The organism is Actinomycetota bacterium (assembly GCA_035536535.1).
Lineage (GTDB): Bacteria > Actinomycetota > JAICYB01 > JAICYB01 > JAICYB01 > DATLNZ01.
In genome coordinates, this window is record DATLNZ010000180.1 from 1 (window position 1) to 17,023 (window position 17,023).

General features: G+C 69.5%; 16 protein-coding genes. 8 read left to right on the forward strand and 8 right to left on the reverse strand.

Features of this window, described 5'->3' with window-relative positions; genetic code table 11:
• The 4 genes from VNE62_11945 to VNE62_11960 form a co-directional block, all read right to left on the reverse strand.
• A partial coding sequence (locus VNE62_11945; protein ID HVE92992.1) for a lactate racemase domain-containing protein occupies positions 1 to 1,490 on the reverse strand: 1,490 nt, incomplete at its 3' end.
• Complete coding sequence (locus VNE62_11950; GenBank protein ID HVE92993.1) at positions 1,480 to 2,682, reverse strand: zinc-binding dehydrogenase; 1,203 nt, start codon at positions 2,680 to 2,682, stop codon at positions 1,480 to 1,482. The genes VNE62_11945 and VNE62_11950, both read right to left, overlap by 11 nt.
• Positions 2,683 to 2,689: 7 nt before the next feature.
• Positions 2,690 to 3,106, reverse strand: a complete 417-nt coding sequence (locus VNE62_11955; protein HVE92994.1) for a hypothetical protein — start codon at positions 3,104 to 3,106, stop codon at positions 2,690 to 2,692.
• Entirely contained in the window at positions 3,103 to 5,433 is a 2,331-nt protein-coding gene (locus VNE62_11960; protein ID HVE92995.1) for an HAD-IB family hydrolase, read from the reverse strand. The genes VNE62_11955 and VNE62_11960 overlap by 4 nt, the downstream gene beginning before the upstream one ends.
• A 37-nt stretch (positions 5,434 to 5,470) precedes the next feature.
• On the opposite strand from VNE62_11960, the gene VNE62_11965 reads away from it, so the two are divergent.
• Genes VNE62_11965 through VNE62_11980 form a run of 4 tightly spaced genes read left to right on the forward strand, consistent with a single transcriptional unit; the run spans position 5,471 to position 9,323 of the window.
• The gene (locus tag VNE62_11965; GenBank protein HVE92996.1) at positions 5,471 to 6,493 is read left to right on the forward strand and encodes an SRPBCC domain-containing protein; all 1,023 of its coding nucleotides are present in this window, start codon (positions 5,471 to 5,473) and stop codon (positions 6,491 to 6,493) included.
• A complete protein-coding gene (gene nadB, locus VNE62_11970) occupies positions 6,493 to 7,980 on the forward strand; it encodes an L-aspartate oxidase (protein ID HVE92997.1) in 1,488 nt (495 codons plus the stop codon). The genes VNE62_11965 and nadB overlap by 1 nt, the downstream gene beginning before the upstream one ends.
• A 58-nt stretch (positions 7,981 to 8,038) precedes the next feature.
• Complete coding sequence (locus VNE62_11975; protein HVE92998.1) at positions 8,039 to 8,245, forward strand: hypothetical protein; 207 nt, start codon at positions 8,039 to 8,041, stop codon at positions 8,243 to 8,245.
• A 16-nt stretch (positions 8,246 to 8,261) separates the two neighbouring features.
• On the forward strand, positions 8,262 to 9,323 hold the full coding sequence (locus VNE62_11980; protein ID HVE92999.1) for a CapA family protein: 1,062 nt from the start codon (positions 8,262 to 8,264) through the stop codon (positions 9,321 to 9,323).
• A gap of 50 nt (positions 9,324 to 9,373) precedes the next feature.
• Here the strand turns inward: VNE62_11980 and VNE62_11985 are convergent, their stop codons facing one another.
• The 3 genes from VNE62_11985 to VNE62_11995 all read right to left on the reverse strand — a co-directional run bounded on the left by VNE62_11985 (position 9,374) and on the right by VNE62_11995 (position 11,675).
• Positions 9,374 to 9,952 (reverse strand): hypothetical protein, encoded by a 579-nt coding sequence (locus VNE62_11985; GenBank protein ID HVE93000.1) that lies wholly within the window; start codon positions 9,950 to 9,952, stop codon positions 9,374 to 9,376.
• A gap of 231 nt (positions 9,953 to 10,183) precedes the next feature.
• Complete coding sequence (locus VNE62_11990; GenBank protein ID HVE93001.1) at positions 10,184 to 10,630, reverse strand: hypothetical protein; 447 nt, start codon at positions 10,628 to 10,630, stop codon at positions 10,184 to 10,186.
• Positions 10,631 to 10,799: 169 nt separating this feature from the next.
• The gene (locus VNE62_11995) at positions 10,800 to 11,675 is read right to left on the reverse strand and encodes a 5'-3' exonuclease H3TH domain-containing protein (GenBank protein HVE93002.1); all 876 of its coding nucleotides are present in this window, start codon (positions 11,673 to 11,675) and stop codon (positions 10,800 to 10,802) included.
• Positions 11,676 to 11,718: 43 nt separating this feature from the next.
• Between VNE62_11995 and VNE62_12000 the strand changes: the two genes are divergently transcribed.
• Positions 11,719 to 12,768: a threonine/serine dehydratase gene (locus VNE62_12000; GenBank protein ID HVE93003.1), complete on the forward strand. Its 1,050-nt coding sequence runs from the start codon at positions 11,719 to 11,721 to the stop codon at positions 12,766 to 12,768.
• On the opposite strand, the gene VNE62_12005 is transcribed toward VNE62_12000, so the two are convergent.
• Complete coding sequence (locus VNE62_12005; GenBank protein HVE93004.1) at positions 12,759 to 14,177, reverse strand: aldehyde dehydrogenase family protein; 1,419 nt, start codon at positions 14,175 to 14,177, stop codon at positions 12,759 to 12,761. The two genes, VNE62_12000 and VNE62_12005, sit on opposite strands and share 10 nt — an antisense overlap.
• A gap of 130 nt (positions 14,178 to 14,307) precedes the next feature.
• Here VNE62_12005 and VNE62_12010 point away from each other — a divergent pair, with 130 nt between their 5' ends.
• From VNE62_12010 to VNE62_12020, 3 genes are all read left to right on the forward strand, one after another.
• Entirely contained in the window at positions 14,308 to 14,958 is a 651-nt protein-coding gene (locus tag VNE62_12010) for a flavodoxin family protein (protein ID HVE93005.1), read from the forward strand.
• Positions 14,955 to 16,256: an adenylate/guanylate cyclase domain-containing protein gene (locus VNE62_12015; protein HVE93006.1), complete on the forward strand. Its 1,302-nt coding sequence runs from the start codon at positions 14,955 to 14,957 to the stop codon at positions 16,254 to 16,256. The genes VNE62_12010 and VNE62_12015 overlap by 4 nt, the downstream gene beginning before the upstream one ends.
• A 7-nt stretch (positions 16,257 to 16,263) precedes the next feature.
• On the forward strand, positions 16,264 to 17,023 hold a 760-nt coding region (locus VNE62_12020; protein ID HVE93007.1), incomplete at its 3' end, for a patatin-like phospholipase family protein.

Genomic DNA, 17,023 nt, shown 5'->3' on the forward strand with positions numbered 1-17,023 from the left:
AAGCCCAGGCGCCGGACGGTGGCCGGGTCGCCCCCCAGAAAGATCACGTCGCCGAGGTAGGACATCGCGTGCGCGGCCCAATACCACATGTAGAACGGGTGGACGCCGTGGTAGGCGTAGGAGTTGCGGTACAAGTGGCGGTACCAGGGGTCTGCCGCGAAGGCCGCCTCGAACTTCGCCTCGATGGCCGCGGGGTCGGTCGTCTCCGGCAGCACCTGGTCGAAGAAGTCAATGTAGGAGGGGTGGTGCACAGCGTGGAACTGGCGCGGCGTGGGGTGCGCGAGGATCACGACACCTCCCGGCCGCACCAGGGGCGCGTTGCGGTAGGTGTTGAAGAAGTAGCCGAGGCCCATGCACACCACCAGGATCGGGTTCATCACCGAGTTGACGTTGTAGGGGCCCACGTACGGGATGCCCATCGTCAGGATGTCCGTCTGGCCCGTCACGGGCACGAGCTGCTGGCGGTGCACGTTGTCCAGCGTCTGGGCGTGAACGGCCTCGGTCTCCCCGGCCTGGACGCTGGTGAGGCGATGGGGGGCCTCGATCGACTGGAACAGCCTGCGCTTGACCCCGGACGGCATCCTGCGCAGGCCGTTGGACACGGCCAGGTACGTCGCCTGGTCGCGCAGCGACCACTCGAACTCGCGCCGCTGCAAAAAGTCGTACGGCGACGGGAAAGTGGCGTTGTTGAGCGTCGTCTCGACGGTGAAGATGTCCAACTTGTCGGCGAGGAACTGTCCCATCCGGTGGCAGGAGTGGTGCAGGGCCGAGCGGCGGGGGTCCATGTAGGAGCGGGAGTCCAGCATCGTGGACACGTTGTGGTGGTGACGCAGCGAACGGTAGGTGCCGAGTCCCACGGGAACCGACTTGTGGCCGCCGTCCATGGCCACAAGGTTGATGTTCACGTACACCAGCAGGTCCGATTCCATAGCCCGCCGGTTGAGCTCCACCTCCTCGCCGCGGTCGGTGGTGCCGACGAACACGTTGCCGGCGGGGTCCTCCGCGTCGTGGTTGTAGATGCGGTCCGGGGCAAACGCCCTCCACACCCGGTCGCCGACCGCGCGCCTTATCTCGGCCGGAGTCATCTTGCGGTGAAGCGACTGGGCCACAATCAGCTCGACATCGTCCACGCCTGCCTCGGCGGCCAGCGTCAGCACCTGCTCGATGACGAGCTCCCGGACGTCCGGCCGCCGCATCTGCGGCAGTGGCAGGGAGATGTCGTCGAAGGCGATCGTCAGCCGCATGCCGGGACGCAGCTTCGACCGCAGCGGGTCGGAGTTGAGCGGTGACTCCAGCGCCTGCGCCACTGCAGCGCGCTCGTCACGTAGCGCCGGCAGGGGCTCGGGCGGATACACGATCCGGCTGCCGGGGGGCAGCGTCTCGAGGCGGAATTCTTCGCCGAAGTGGAACAGCACAGGGGGCGAGCGACGGTCCGTCTCGTGGACGAGCCCCGGACGGCTTCTCGGCGTGCGGACCTGATCAGCGGGCAATGTCGAACACCACCTTCACGGCTCCCAGCCTTCCTGCGTCCATCGCGTGGTCTATGGCCTCGGGGTATCGGGACAGCGGGTAGGCAGCTGACACGAGTGACTCGAGGTCGAGCTTGGCGGCGAGTTCGATCGCCATGTCGAACGTGTTGCGCCGGGTCCCGTTCTGCTGCTCGGCGCCGTAGGTGTAGGCGCCAGTCAGCTCCAGCTCCCGGTGCCAGACGGGGGCCAGGTCGATCGTCGCCGCTCCCGGCAGTCCCACCAGCACGACCCGTCCCCGAGGACGGGTGGTTCTCAGGCAGACGTCCAGCGCGGCCATGGAGCCCGTGCACTCCAGGCTGACGTCGGAGCCGGAGGACAGCCACCCGCCGCCGCGCTCCGGCTCGTGGAGCAGGGACCCGGTCGCCAGCCTCACGGCCCGGAGAGCCGAGGGGGCTGCAACGACGTCGTCGGCCCCCAGCCTCGCCGCCTCGGCTCGCTGGCGGGGGTGCTTGGCCACGGCGATGACGCGTCCGGGCGAGGAGAACTCCCGGATCGCGGCCAGAGTGAGAAGTCCGATCGTTCCGGCTCCCATCACGACGACGGTGTCGCCGTCGGCGACCCGCGCGCGCAGTGCGGCGTGGACGGCGCAGGCCAGCGGCTCCACGAGGACCGCCGACTCGTCCGGAAGGTCATCGGGGATGGGGCGGATCTGGCTGCGGTGCGCGACCAGCACCTCGCCCCAGCCCCCTCCGGTGTCCTCGCAGAAGCCCGTTTGCAGTCCGGGGGCCACATGGCCCGAGGCGGTGTTCTCGCAGCAGCCGGTGTCGCCGGCTGCGCACGCGCGGCAGGCAGGGTCGAGGCCGCGGGCGGCGCAGCCGAGCACCGGCTCAATGACCACGCGCGTCCCGGAGGGCAGGTCGTCCAGCGGGTCGACCAGGGTGCCGACGACCTCGTGTCCGGGGACGAAGGGGGTTGAGACCAGGGGGCCGAAGTAGAACGAGGCGTCACCCGCGACCATCGCCAGGTCCGACCCGCAGATCCCGGCCAGCTTCGGCGCCACCCGTACCCAGCCGTCAGCCGGGAGCTCCGGCTCTCCCACGTGCCCCAGTCGCAGGGGTGCCAGGTGTGAGGCGACCAGCCCGGGGGCCCGGCGGGACAGGGCGCGCGCCGCCACGTAGCGGGCGGGAGACCGGCGGAACTGGAGCGCGATCATCGGTTCGTCAGGGTGCCGGAGTGGGCATGGGACCCATGGGGGGGAACGACTCGGTTTCGGGGCCGGGGGTCGGCTGGGTTCCGGGGGTGCGGGTCGGCCGCGAGATGCCCGGCGTCCTCATCGTTCCCGGGCCCGGTGAGGGGTCCGCGCACGTCTCGTCGGTCTCGAGGTGAAACGACGTGCCCTGCTGCTGTCGCAGCGCGTTGCGTCTTCCGGCGCTGCTGCTCACCCAGGCCCGCTTGTTCGGCCCCACGCACTTCGTGGCCAGGTTCGGGAAGCCGTTGGGCATCTGGTAGACGTCGGCAGGGGAGTCGTCGATGTTTCCTACGGGAGCGTCCCCCCGTCCCCGCTCCTCCTTGAAGCTCTCGCACCCGGTCGAGGCCAGAGCCGCGGCCAAAGCCAGTGCTGCTGCCAGCTTCTTCATACGCGCACCTCCCGTCGTCCGGTGGCCTGAGTGAAGCCCGGTCTGGGAAAGCGTCCGGTGCCGCGCTCCGGCCCCCAGCGTTCCAGTGCCCATCGCCGGTCCCGGGCCACACGGGCGAGCCGGTGGTCGGGGTTCACGGCCACGGGATTGCCAACCGACTCCAGCAGAGGCAGGTCTGAGATCGAATCGCCATACGCGTAGCTGGACCGCAGGTCGGCTCCGAGCTCCAGGGCGCGGCGGCGCAGCCAGGCCGCTCGGGCGTCTCCGGCCAGCGGGACGTCCACGAGGTCGCCGGTGTACCTGCCGTCGCGCACCTCCAGGCGTGCCGCCGCCACCTCGTCGGCCAGGGGTGACATCGGCGCCACAGTGAAGTCCAGGGCGCCGGTGATGAACACGATCCGATGCCCTGCGGCGCGGTGCTCGCGGATCCTGCGGATGGCGGCGGGGAAGGAGCGCGGGAGCACAAGGCTGTCGAATGCGTCTGCGGCCAGAGCCGCCATCTCCTCGACGGGGGCCCCTTCGTAGCGGCGGTAGAACCGGCGCAGGAACTCGCCGCGGTCGCGTCGCTCCGTCGCCACCAGGCCCGGGACGTCCCGGGCCAGCTCCGCCACCCTGGACATCCACTCGCGGCGCGGGGACGCGGCCAGCCGCAGCCACAGGAACGTGTCCACGACGTTGGTCCCGAGCACGGTCCCCTCCAGGTCGAACACGGCCAGGACGCCGTCTCCAGCGGTCTTGACCGACGACGAGGGTGCCGGCCGCGGTCTGCGGCGCACGGTGCCTCGCCTGCGGGTGATCTCGGGAAGGTGGTTTTCCTGGAGATAGGTCCTCCAGTCGATCGTGCCGGGGTCGAACCCGAACGCTGCGCGCTCCTCGGGCTTCATGGACTCGTGCAGTGAGCACGCCTTTGCGTCGTCGAAGATCGACTCGACCTCCGCGTAGGACCCGTACAGGTCGGCGTACTTGACCGCCTGGTCCAGTTCGGTGCGCCTGCGGTCGATGCGGTCCGCGGCCCCTTCCAGAGAGCTGGACGGGAGCCGGTCCACGACGCGCGCGGCGGCGTCCAGGGCCCGGCGTCCCCACTTCAGGCGCATCTGGACGCTCCGGCGGCCGGGGAAGGTCCACAGGGGAGGAAGGATGGGCTGCCCGTCCTCGTCCAGGTAGGGGTGCTCGTGGAAGTACTCGTGCACCCACCGCACGAGATCCCTGTAGCGCATGGGATTGCGGTTGCCGGTGCTCACGTGGACGACGTCCATCGGTGGCTCGGAGGCGGCGGCGGCCAGGATCGCGTTCACGACGAGGTCCACCGGGACCACGTCCACGACCGTGTCGGGGAAGCCGGGGAACTCCGAGAGAGCCCCGCGGCCGTACATGAGGATCACCGGCTCGGCCATCCTGAATCCCCGGATCCACCCCGGAAACGGCTCGGACAGAGCCGACTCGATAATGCTCGGGCGCACGATCGTCACGGGGAACGGGTCTTCTCTTTCCAGGACGGCGGTCTCGGTGAGGGACTTGGTGAAGGCGTACGCGTCCGGCCAGCCGAGGGACTGGGCCCGCGCCCGTCCGGTCTCAACCAGCCGCTCGTCCACCCAGTCTCTGCGCAGCTGCTCGGCCCGGGTGCCCACGCTGGGGGATCCGGCCGGGCCGATCTCGCGGCGCGCTCTGGCTGTGAACTCCTTCAGACGGTCGGGCTCGCGGGACTCCGTCTCCACCGCCGGCCTCACCGACCGCGCCGCGTCAAGCTCCGCGCGCCAGTCCAGCCGCGGCCGGCCCGGGTTGTGCGTCCACGGCGTCTCGGGCACCGTGCCCTTGGTCAGCCCGGAGACGTAGGCGGTGGACACGTGGACCAGACGGCGGGGGCGGGCGCCGCAGTTGCTAAGCGCGTCGAGCAGGCGCAGGGTGCCGACGAGGTTGGTCTCGAAGACCTCGTCCACCGCCGCGTCGAAGCTGACGGAGGCGGCGGCGTGGATGACGATGTCCACATCGGCGAGCAACTCGCGGTCCTGGGGGCCGAGTCCGAGGCCTTCGGATCGCAGGTCGCCGTCCAGCGCCACGACCAGGTCCTGCAGGCGCTCCCATTCGTCCGTCGAGCGAAGGTGGTCGAAGGCGTTGGAGCCGAGGACCCTGCGGCGGACGCGGTCGGCGGCGGGGGCCCCCGGTTTGGACCGGACCAGCAGGAGAACCTGCTTCACCTCCGGCAGGGATGTGAGGATCTTGGAGACCAGCGCCGTGCCTAAAAAGCCCGTGGATCCCGTCACGAGGAGAGTGGCTCCGGCAAGCGAGGATCGGACGCTCGTGCGGGTCGCGGGGGCTGCGTCTACCATCTGGTAGGCATTGTGACCTATCGGGGGTGATCTCGTCATGGCGACGGCCACGGGGGCCGCGACGCGGGAGCGCGTGGTCGCGGAGGCGGTCCGCAGGTTCGGCACGGATGGCTTTTCCGCGACCAGCCTGGATGACGTCGCCGGGGGCGCCGGCATCCGGAAGCAGAGCCTGCTTTACCACTTCCCGTCCAAGGAGGACCTGTTGGAGGCCGCGGCGCTGCATGCCGCCGCCGTCGTGTTCGAGACGCTGGACGGGGCCCTGCGCCACGACGACCCCGGCGGCCTGGACCGTCTGGACGCGTTGGTGTCCGCCGTGCACGCCCTCGCGAATGAAAGGACGGATGTCATCGGTCTCATCCGCGAGGTGGCCCGGGTGGGGCCCCCGCTGTCGGACCGGGTGGCATCGGCCCTGCAGCCGCTCGTCGATGCGGCAGCGCAGTGGCTGCAGGCGGCGATGGATGCGGGCGAGGTCCGGCGCCAGGACCCCCGGTCGGCCCTGCTGACGATCTACTCCGCCGTGGTCGGACACCTGACCGAGTCGTCCGTGCGACGCGTCCTGGCGGGGGAGTCGTCCAGCGAGACGACGCAGTCGGAGCTGGTTTCCTTTCTGCGCGCCGCCCTGGCGCCGGACCCGAAGCTTCCCGACATACGCTGCGCGACTTTTGTCCGCGCCGAGCCCGCGGCCGTCTACGAACTGTTCACCACCGGCATCGACCGTTGGTTCACCACGGGAGCCGAGGTGGATCCCGTCGAGGGGGGAGCCATCGTGTGGCGCTGGCGCGACTGGGGCCCGGACCGTGTGACGGCAGAGGCGCGGGGCACGGTGCTGGCCGCCGAGCCGGGCCGCAGGTTCGCCTTCCGATGGGGCGAGCAGGAAGGGGAGTACGCGACGACGGTGGAAGTGACGTTTGAGCAGCGCGACGACTGCACCGTCGTGCGGGTCCGGGACTTCGGTTACCGCCCCACCCCCATGGGAGCCGAAGCCCTGATGGAGTGCGCCGCGGGCTGGGGAGAGGCTCTCACGCTGCTGAAGCACTGCGCGGAGTCGTGCATCAGTTGATGCCTGTGGTCGAAACCGACGTCGTCGTCGTGGGCGCTGGGCTCGCGGGCCTGTACGCCGTCCTTCACGTGCGCCACGGGCTGGACGTCCTGGTGGTGGACAAGGCCGAGGGCCGCTCCGGGTCCTCGCCGCTCGCGCAGGGTGGAATCGCGGTGTCCGCCGGACGGGACGACTCGCCGGAGCGCCACCTCGCGGACACGCTGGCTGCCGGGGCGGGCGCCTGCGTCCGGAGCGCGGTGGAGGTGCTGGTGTCGGAGGCGCCGCGGGACCTCCATGCGCTGGTGGAGCTCGGGTGCAGGTTCGACCGCGACGGGTCAGGTTCGCTGGACGTCCACCTGGAGGCGGGACAGTCGGTGGCGAGGTCCGTGCATGCCGCCGACGCCACGGGGCGCGAGCTGATGCGGACTCTCGTCCCCCACGCGCGCCGCAGGGCGCTGCGAATGGTGGGCGCGGCCACCGGGTTGCTGGTCCGTGGCGGCAGGTGCGTCGGATGCGTCGTGCAGACGGGGACGGGGGCCGTGGAGGTGCGGGCGGGCGCTGTCCTGCTGGCCACGGGCGGGTGCGGCGCGCTGTACGCGATGACGACCAACGAAAGAGGGTCCACCGGCGACGGCATCGCCATGGCATATGAAGCCGGCGCAGCGGTTGCCGACATGGAGTTCGTCCAGTTCCATCCGACTGCTCTCGCGCAGGGACCGTCCCAGCGGGTGCTCCTCACGGAGGCCCTGCGCGGAGCGGGGGCCACGCTGGTGGACTCACGGAGCGAGCCGGTCATGAGCGACGTGCATCCGGACGGCGACCTGGCCCCGCGGGACGTTGTGGCGCGCGCCGTCGCCGCAACGCCGGGAGGAGTTTGGCTGGATGCGAAGGCCGTGCCTGCAGCCGTTTTGGAGGAGCGCTTTCCGAACGTCCTCGCCGCCCTGCGGGAGCGGGGGTTCGACCTGTCGCGGGAGAAGGTGCCCGTCGCGCCGGCGGCGCACTACCTGCTCGGGGGCGTGGCGACAGATACCTGCGGCCGGTCGTCGCTGCCGGGGCTGTACGCCGCGGGGGAGTGCGCGGCGACGGGCGTCCACGGCGCCAACAGGATGGCGGGCAACTCACTGGCCGAAGCGCTGGTGTTCGGACGCCGCGCGGCTGGCGCGATGTCCGCCGATGTTGCCCGACGCGACGACCGGGTCGAAAGTGCCTACGGTGACGCGCCGCCCTCAGTGGAGGTGGGGGCAGACTTCGCCCGGGCCATGTGGGACGGAGCCGGCCTGATCCGGTCCGCGCAGTCACTGAGGCTGGCGGCCGAGGTGGCACGGAGGCTGGCGTCGAGCCCGGATCCCGGAGAGCGACTGCCCGCCGTCGCCGCGATGCTGATCTGTCGTGCCGCAACGCTTCGACCGGAGAGCAGGGGAGTGCACTACCGCACCGATGCCCCGGCCCCCGATCCCGCTTGGGAGGGTGCGCACGTCCGCATGGAGCGAGGGTCCGTCCCTGCCTGATGCCGGGGCGCCGGCCAGTTCAGCGCCGCGCTGGCGCTTTTTGCGGGAGCATGATGCGATGGAGCTCGGGGCCTCCTTTGTCGATGGCGCCATCCACCTCGCCTTGTTCATCGCCGCCGGCCTCGTGCTGGGAGCCGGCGCTCTCGCGCTCCTGGAGCGCATGAGCCCCGGACGGCCGCGGGTCGTACGGACGGCGCACCTGGCCGGCGCCGTCCTGCTGTTCGTCCTGCTTGCAGCAGCAGAGCGGATCTACCATTCGCTCTAGGGACGGGGAATCGGGCATGAGGCTCCCGCACGCCGCGGCGCTCGCCGCCTGTTGCGCGCTGATGCTCCAGACGGGCGGCGGCTTTCCGTCGCCGGCGCCCGCGACCGAGCCGGGACCGGGAAGGGCCGCCGTATCGCCGCCCGTGCGCGCCGGAGACGGACGGGAGCCGATGCTGGACGACCTGCCTCCGGAGTCGGTGGAGATCGCCGCGGTGGGAGACGTTAACCTCGGCGGCCGCGTCGGCGACTCCATCTCGGCCCGAGGCGCAGCCTGGCCCTGGGCGAGGGTAGCTCCGATCCTGTCGCGCGCGGACGTCGCCATGGTGAACCTGGAGTGCACCATCTCCAGCCGGGGGACTCCGCAGCAGGACAAGGAGTTCACCTTCCGCGGCGACCCGGCCTCCGTGCCGGCCATGCGCCGTGCGGGGGTGGACATCGCGGCGGTAGCCAACAACCACGCTGTGGACTTCGGCCGCGATGCTTTCGTCGACACGCTGGCGTCGCTTCGGCGCTCGGGAATAACTCCGGTCGGCGGGGGAGCCGACGAGCGCGAGGCCTACGCGGCCGTTGTTGTGGAGCGAAGGGGGATCCGCATCGGCTTCGTGGCCGCCACGCGGGTCCTGCCCTACCACTTCCGGGCGGACGAAGACACGCCGGGCGTGGCCAGCGCCTACGAGGAGTCCCAGCTGCTGGGCGCCGTCCGGCGGGCGAAGGCTGCATCGGACGTCGTTGTCGTGTCCGTCCACTGGGGAGCCGAGCTTGCTCCTGTCCCGAATGACTCGCAGACCAGCCTGGCACGGAAACTGGCTGGTGCCGGGGCGTCGGTGGTCATCGGTCACCACGCGCATGTGCTGCAGCCCGTGATGAGGGTGCGGGGGGCGCTGGTGGCCTACTCGCTCGGGAACTTCGTGTTCACCTCGCCGTCACCAGGCACCGACGACAGCATGATCCTGCGGGTCGGGATCATGCCGGACCTGCGGATCGTGACCTCGCGCGTGCGCGTCAAGATCGTCGGCGGACAGCCGCGCCCCGTCACCGGGGGCGGGCGCAGTCCAGGGGTCTCGGGGGTCGGAACGTAAGGACGCCCCGGCCGGGGGGCCGGGGCGTCCAAGTTCTGGGTGCGTCGGGGCTACCGCTTGCCCTTGCCGCTGTTGCTGCTGCCCTTGCTGCTCTTGCCCTTGACGCTCTTGCGATCCGAGTCGTCGTCGTCGTCATCATCGGCCTCGGCGGAGGCGTCAGGAGACTCGGTGGGGCTGGGGTCGGAGCTGGCGCTCGGCGCCGGCTTGGACTTCTTCACCGGCTTGCCGCACTGCGACTGGGCGGCCTCGCGGCGGGAACCCTTGTCACTCGAGGAGACGAACTGGCCGTGGTTGCCGCTGAAGCCTGCGGGGCAGCCTTCGGTGGACCGCTTGGAGGTGCCGGCGGAGTCATCGTCATCGGGCGACTCGGAAGGGTCGGGCGACTCGATCGGCTCATCCGTTGGAAGTGGCGACTCCTCCGGTGACGGGCTTGGGTCCGGGGACTCCGAGGGGTCAGGCGATTCGCTAGGGAGCGGAGACTCGTGGGAGTCCTGAGTTGTGCTCTGACCGAGCTCGTCGGTCACGGCAGCCACGGGGTTCAGCTCGCCGGTCGCTGCGTAGGAGATGCCGGACATCGCCAGGAATGCCCCTGCGACCCATGGGGCCAGCCGCTTCGCCTTGTCGAACATCTCGTTCCTCCTGATCCTCGCTGGACCTGACAGCCGGTTGACCCGGTCTCTGGGTGTGCAGCGCCCCAGCCTCAGCGGGGGTTACGGGAAGCTGTCCGCGAGAACCGGACATCACAGACACAAGAGCCGGACGACCGGGCCGGGAAACTGAGGAGGCCCCGGCCGGGGGGCCGGGGCCTCCAAGTTCTGGTTCAGGGCCTAGCGCTGCCTTTGCCGCTGTTGCTGCCCTCGTCACTCGTCCTCTGAGTCACCGTCATCATCGTCATCGTCATCGTCATCGTCAGCATCATCGTCGTCGTCGTCCTCGTCAGGCGACTCGGCGGGCTCGGATTCGTCAGCGTCGTCGGACTCGGCGGAGTCGGATTCGTCGTCGTCAGGAGACTCCGAGGGACTTGGGGCGGATTCGTCATCGTCGTCGGACTCGGATTCGTCGTCGTCAGGAGACTCCGAGGGATCGGGGGACTCGTCCGGCGAGGCACTGGGCTCCGGGGATTCGGAAGCCTCCGGGGACTCGGAAGGCTCCGGGGACTCGTGTGCGTCCTGGGTCGTGCCCTGGCCCAGCGTGTCGGTCACCGCAGTCACGGGGTTCAGGTCGCCGGTGGCGGCATAGGAGAGGCCCGACATTGCCAGGAATGCCCCTGCGACCCATGGGGCCAGCCGCTTCGCCGTGTCGAACATCTCGTTTCTCCTGATCCTCGCTGGACCGTCTCCCGGTTTGATCCGGCCTCTGTGTGTTCAGCGAGCCAGACTCGGCGGGGGTTACGGAGCCGGTCGCCAGAAACGGACATGCCGGACACGAGCGCCGGGCCGCGGGGGCCCGGGCCGCTGATCAGGTGTTTGAAGCGGTTCAGCGCCGCGAGGCGACGGCTTCGGCCTTCCGGACCAGGTTCGGCTCCCCGAGGCGCTCGCACAGGGCGGGGAACCCGGGCCGGGGGCCGGTCCAGCGCAGCTCCTCCACTGAGTCCACGACCCGCGGCTCGGTCCTGAGGGTGGCTATGTCCTTGAACAGCAGAGCAAGCTCCCGGCCCTGGTTCAGGACCGCGGCCAGCGTGCTCGCGTTTCGCAGCGCAAGCCCCCACTGGGCTCCGTCCGGCGGAATGTCCTCCAGGCGCCCGAACTTGGCCAGGACCGTGGAGGCGGACCTGGCCCCCCACCCGGGCAGGCCGGGAAATCCGTCCGCGGAGTCGCCTACCAGTGCCAGGTAATCGGGGATGCTCGCGGGACCCACTCCGAACCGCTCCCAGACCCCCGGCTCGTCGCGCTCCTGCTTTTTCCGGCGATCGACCTGCACCACGCGGGTTCCCGAGACGCACTGGGCCAGGTCCTTGTCCGGCGTGCAGATCAGCACCTGCTCCACTTCTGGGTCTCCCGCTGCCACCGCTGCGGCGGATGCCAGACCGTCGTCCGCCTCCTGGTCGACCATGGCCCAGACGACGACTCCCGCCTCACGCAGCGCGTCTTCCAGCAGGGGAAACTGCGCGAGCAGGGCCGGCTCGATGCCGGCGGAACTCTTGTAGCCGGCCCACAGGTCGTTGCGAAATGACTCGATGACGTGGTCGGTGGCGACGCCCAGGTGGGTGACGCCTTCGTCGAGCATCCACAGGACCGACCTCAGGACCCCGCGCACGGCCGCCACCTCCATGCCGTCGTCGGTGAGGTGGGACGGCACCGCGAAGTGGTGCCGGAAAAGCTCGTAGGTACCGTCCAGGAGGTGGACCTTCATACCTGAACACTAAGCTCCGAGGGGCTTCTCGTATGCTCCAGCGATGGACGACCACGGGTCCCTGTCGGCCAACTCCGTGGAGGCCGCGGCGGGCCGGATCGTGCGGTACGTGCACAGGACGCCCGTGCTGCACTGCGCGTCGTTGGACGAGCTCGCCGGGCGCCGCCTGTACATGAAGGCGGAAAACCAGCAGCGGGTGGGCGCTTTCAAGGCCCGGGGCGCCTTTAACGCGCTGCTGTCCATGGGAGCGGCGGCGCGCCACAGCGGGGTGCTGACCGTCAGCTCCGGCAACCACGGGCAGGCCGTCGCCCTCGCGGCAAGGGTCTTGGGGGGCCACGCCGTGGTGGTAATGCCCGCCGACGCCACCCCGGTTAAGGTCCGGGCCGTGGAGGCTCTGGGCGCCCGGGTGGTCGCGGAGGGGGTGACGCAGGCCAACCGTGAGGAAGCGGTTCGCAGGCTGCAGTCGGAGACGGGTCTGCCGGTGGTGCATCCGTTCGACGACCTGCGCGTCATGGCGGGCCAGGGAACCGTCGGACTGGAGCTGACCCAGCAGTGCCAGGGACTGGATGCCGTGGTGGTGCCCGTCGGTGGTGGAGGCCTGATCAGCGGGATCGCCACCATCATCAAGGACCGCTGGCCCAAGACCCTGGTCGTAGGCGTCGAACCGAAGGGGGCCGACGACGCGGCGAGGTCGCTCCGGACGGGGACCCGGGTGTCGCTGGAATCCGCACCGGACACAGTGGTGGACGGCGTGCGCAGCCTGACGATCGGCGAGCGTCCGTGGGAAGTGATCCGCGAGCTGGTGGACGACATCGTCACCGTCGACGACGAGCAGACCCTGAGGGCGATGGAACTTTTGTGGACGCGGGCCAAGACGGTGGTCGAGCCGGCGGGAGCCCTGGCGCTGGCGGCGGTGCTGGCGGGAAAGGTCCGCGGGGGCGATGTGGGGCTGGTCCTGTCCGGGGGCAACGTCGACCTGGACTGGTGGGCGGCGCACCGGGTGCGGTCCGCCTCCGGCCTCGAGGCGGAGTCGGGGGCTGTACCGGTGCCCCCCGCCGGAGGCGGGGGGCCCGGCGACAGCGGTTACAGCTGAAGTGACTTGGTCTCGAGGAACTCCTCGAGTCCGAACCGTCCGAGTTCGCGGCCGTGTCCGGACTGCTTGTAGCCGCCGAACGGCGCCAGGGGGTTGAAGCTGCCGCCGTTGATGTCCACCTGCCCGGCGCGGATCTGTCGGGCTACCCGCTTTGCGCGCTCGGGGTCCGATGACCAGACGGCCGCGGCCAGTCCGTAGATCGTGTCGTTGGCGATGCGGATGGCGTCCTGCTCGTCGTCGTAGGGCATGATCGAAAGCACCGGCCCGAAGATCTCCTCCTGCGCGATCGTCATGTCGCCACGCACGTTCGAGAACACCGTGGGACGGACGTAGTAGCCCTTCGCAAGCTCCTCCGGAGCATCGGCGCTGCCGGTGACCAGGGTCGCTCCCTCCTCGACTCCCTTGCGGATGAATTCCAGCACCCGGTCCCGCTGGGCCTCCGACACCAGGGGGCCGAGCTTGGCCTCGCCGCCGAGCGGGTCGCCGATGGTCATCTTCTCCGCGGCGGCCTTGGCGATCGTCGCGGCTTCGTCGTGGCGGTCGCGGGGGACGAGCATCCGCGTCAGCGCGGTGCAGGTCTGGCCCGAGTTCAGATAGGCGTTGGAGACCCCCGCTTTAACCGCCTTCTCGAGGTCGGCGTCGTCAAGGATCACGTTCGGCGACTTTCCGCCCAGTTCCAGTGCAACGCGCTTGACCGTCCCCGCCGCGACCTCCGACACGCGCTTGCCGGCGCGGGTCGAGCCGGTGAACGAGACCATGTCCACGTCGGGGTGTGCTGCGATGGCCTCGCCCACGACCGGACCCGTCCCGGTCACGAGGTTGAAGACACCCGCGGGCAGTCCGGCGTTGTCCAGTATGTCGGCGAGGATGAAGGCGTTCAGGGGGGCCACCTCGCTGGGCTTCACGACGACGGTGCATCCCGCGGCCAGCGCGGGCGCCACCTTCGCGACGATCTGGTGCAGTGGGTAATTCCACGGCGTAATGCAGCCGACCACTCCGACGGGCTCCCGGACGACCTGGGAGTTGGCAATCGTCTCCTCAAAGGGAAACTCGGTGACGATCTGGGCGATCGAGCCCGACACCATGATCGGCAGCCCCACCTGGATCATCGACGACAGGTGCAGGGGCATCCCGACCTCGGACGCGATGGTCGTGGCGATCTCGTCGAGCCTGGACGTCAGCCCCTCCTGGAGGGCCTGCAGGTACTTCGCCCGGTCCTCGACCGACGTCTGTGACCAGGACTCGAACGCAGCCTTGGCTGCCCCGACCGCCTTGTCGACGTCCTCATGCGTCCCCTCGGGGATCCGCCCCATCACCTCTTCGGTCGAGGCGTTGACAACGTCGATGGTTCCGGTGCCCGTGGACTCAACCCAGGCGCCGTCGATGTACAGCTTGTCGTGGACCTTCATGGATGACCTCCGGTGTGGTTGCCGATGCTCCAGCCTACGCTCAGTCCGGCCGGCGCATCCCGCCGCCCCAAGCAAGAGATACGCTCGCCCGGTGTCGGCCTCGGAGGAACGGACGGAACTGAGTGCCCTGATGCTCAACTGCACTCTCAAGCGCAGCCCGGACGAGTCCAACACCGAAGCCCTTATGTCCAAGGTGGCCGACTGGCTGCGGGGGCTGGACGTGGCCGTCGAAGTCTTGCGCGTCGTCGACTACCGGATTCCAGCCGGCGTGACCTCCGACGAAGGCGAGGGAGACGAGTGGCCGCTCATTCTCGACAAGATCAAGGCCGCGGACATCCTCGTCATCGGGACGCCCATCTGGTTCGGACACCGCTCCAGCGTCTGCCAGCTGGTGATGGAGCGGCTGGACGGAACCTACTCTGAGACCAACGACAGGGGTCAGTACCCCCTGTACAACAAGGTCGGCGGCGTCGTCGTCACCGGCAACGAGGACGGCGCGCACTCGGCGGCCGAGTCCACTCTGTTCAACCTGTCCCATCTCGGCTGCACGATTCCGCCCAACGCCGACACGTACTGGGTGGGGGAGGCCGGACCCGGTCCGTCCTACATCGAGGCGGGGCAGGATCTGGAGTACACCCAGCGCACCACCCGGTGGATGTCTCACAACCTTGTCCACCTGGCCCGGATGCTCAAGCGCTCGCCGATTCCCGCCGAGGGCAACACAAGAGACAAGGAGACCGAGCACGCCCCGCACAGGCGAACACGGCCAGAGGCTGAATGAACGCGCCCGAGGTCAGGTACGCCAAGGCGGGGGACATTTACATCGCGTACCAGGTGGTGGGCGAGGGTCCGATCGACCTGGTCTTCATGCCCAACTGGTTCAGCAACCTCGAGGTGTTCTGGCAGTCCCCTCGGATCGAGAACTGGTTCAGGAGGATGGCCGGCTTCTGCCGGCTGATCCTGTTCGATCAGAGGGGGACCGGATTGTCCGACCCTGTGGCCATCCAGGACCTCATCCTGCTCGAGGAGAGATCACGGGACGTCCTGGCTGTTCTCGACGCAGTGGGTGTGGAGCGGGCGGCTATCTTCGCCGCAACCCTGGCGACGCCTCTGGCCTGCTTCTTCGCAGCCGCCCACTCCAGCCGGACGGCCAGCCTGGTGCTGCTGGATGGACTGTACTCGCCCCCGGAGGGCGCGGAGGCCGAGAGGGTCCAGGCCATAATCGAATCCGTTCCCGAGAAGTGGTCGACGATCGACTACGGGCGCGACCGGATGCGAGAGCTGGCGGAAAGAGAGTTCTTCGCCTACTACCGGCGCATGTCGGTGGCGCCCGGAGCCGCGCAGGGAATGTTCCGCGCCACCATGACGATGGACGTCCGGCATCTTCTGCCGGCGATACACGTACCTACGCTCGTTCTCGTCCACACGCGCAACCCTTCTTCTCCGATAGAGCACTCGGTTCTGGCCGCGGAACAGATCCCGCAGGCTCGCATGGTGGAGCTGGAGACGGACGGCTTCAGCTGGGGTTCGTCCGACCAGATGGAGATCCTGGATGAAGTCGAGGAGTTCCTCACGGGTGTCCGCCGGGGACCCGAACCCGACAGGGTTCTCGCGACGGTCCTGTTCACGGACGTCGTTGCGTCCACTGAGCGAGTGGCGAACATCGGGGACCGCGCCTGGACGCATCTTCTGGCGACGCACGAGGCCTTGGTCCGGGACCACGTGGATAAGTTCCAGGGGCGAGTGGTGGACGTCCGCGGAGAGGAGTCTCTTTCAATGTTCGACGGGCCCGGCCGCGGCATTCGATGCGCGCACGCCATCCGTGACGCGCTGTCCGGGATGGACGTGGACATCCGAGCCGGACTGCACACCGGGGAGGTGGAGCTCGTGGGTAGTCAGGTGGCGGGAATGGCCGTGCACATCGGCGCCCGCGTGGCGGCTCTCGCGGGGCCCGGGGAGGTGCTGGTCTCCACGACCGTAAAGGACCTGGTGATCGGATCCGGAATCGAGTTTGAAGACCGGGGGCCCCACGAGCTCAAAGGCGTCCCCGGCGAATGGCGGATATACGCCGTTGCCTGACACCTCCATGGGCCGACGTGGTTCGCCTGTTGCCTTCGTTCTCGGGGGCGGGGGCCACAACGGCGCCTATGAAGTGGGGATGCTCCAAGCCCTGCTGGAGCACGGCGTACGCCCGGACCTGGTGGTGGGCACCTCCGTGGGAGCCCTGAACGGAGCCGCGGTAGCGTCGGACCCCAGCCTGGAGATGGTCCAGCGCTTGCGCGATGCGTGGGTCAGCGTGGCCCAGCAGGGAGTCTTCGGGGGCTCAATCTTCTCGGGTGCGGCGCACTTCGTACGCAACCGAACGCACCTGCACCCGAACACGTCGCTGCGGGCTCTGATCGAGACCCTGCTGCCCGCCAGGACGTTCGAGGAGCTTCAGGTCCCTTTCCAGTGCGTGGCGGCGTCCATCGAGCGTGGGGGAGAGCACTGGTTCCACTCCGGCGCGCTCCCCGACGCGATCCTCGCGTCCTGCGCGATTCCCGGCGTCCTGCCCCCGGTCCTGATCGACGGGGAGCACTTCATCGACGGCGGAGTCGTCAACAGCATTCCCATCTCCAGGGCCGTCGAGCTGGGGGCCAAGGAGATCTGGGTCCTGCACGTCGGCCGCATCGACACCCCCCTCACCGTCCCGCGGACACCTGTCCAGGTGGCGCTGGTGACGTTCGAGATCGCCCGCAGGCACCGCTTCGCGCGGGACCTCGCGGCGCTGCCGGATGGCGTGGTCGCACACGTCCTGCCCACCGGGGAGCCGAAAAAGCCGAGTCTGAAGCAGCTGAACTACCGGG